General features: G+C 59.4%; 1 protein-coding gene. It reads left to right on the forward strand.

Annotated features, from left to right (window positions below):
- Positions 1-762, forward strand: a 762-nt coding sequence (locus tag Q1A69_RS20040; RefSeq protein WP_299589670.1) for a phage tail protein, incomplete at both ends; no start/stop codon positions are given.

Here is a 762-nt window from a genome sequence, read left to right on the forward strand (position 1 = left end):
GAACTGGCCAAGGCGTTTTTCTTTGATCCGGTCAACCGAGGCGATTCCCTGGTATTTACCCCGCGCGGCGCCGAGCCAATCATGACCATCGACGACAACGATCTGATCGGCGAGCGCGACGACGAGAAAACCCGCCGCTCCCCCGAAGAGATTGTGCGGGTGCTCAACCTCAACTATTACGATAGCGAAGGCGGTATCGATACCTGTAAACAAACCTCGGATCGCAGTATCGATACCCGCGGCGAGGGCGAGAAAAATATCGAAACCCCGCTGGTACTGGAAACCGATCAGGCCGCCCAGATCGCCGTGATCATGCACAAGGTGATGATCGAGGAACAGCGCGGGGATTTTGAAATTACCCTGCCGGATAGCTATCTCAAGCTCACCGCCGGCGACGTGGTACTGTTCCGCGGGGACCGCTGCCGCATCGATGAAGTCTCCCTGGATAACGGCGAGCAGAAAGTCAAACTGATCCACGACCGCAAAAGCGCCTATCAATCCCAGGCCTTCGGCGTAGCTCCCATGGCCCCACCGGCCCCGGTGCCGCTGGTGCCGGGCGCTACCTATATCGAATTTATCGACGCGCCCATACTGGCCAGCGGCGACGACAGTCAGCTCGGCTACTACGTCGCCATCGCCGGCAGCAACAGCGCCTGGGCCGGCGCTACAGTGGCGCTGTCCCTCGATGGTGGGCAGAACTATATCGAATCCGATAACACCGATATCGAAGCGGTGATGGGCGAGCTCACCACCAGCCTCAAC

It is taken from the genome of uncultured Microbulbifer sp. (assembly GCF_947498635.1).
GTDB classification, from domain to species: domain Bacteria; phylum Pseudomonadota; class Gammaproteobacteria; order Pseudomonadales; family Cellvibrionaceae; genus Microbulbifer; species Microbulbifer echini.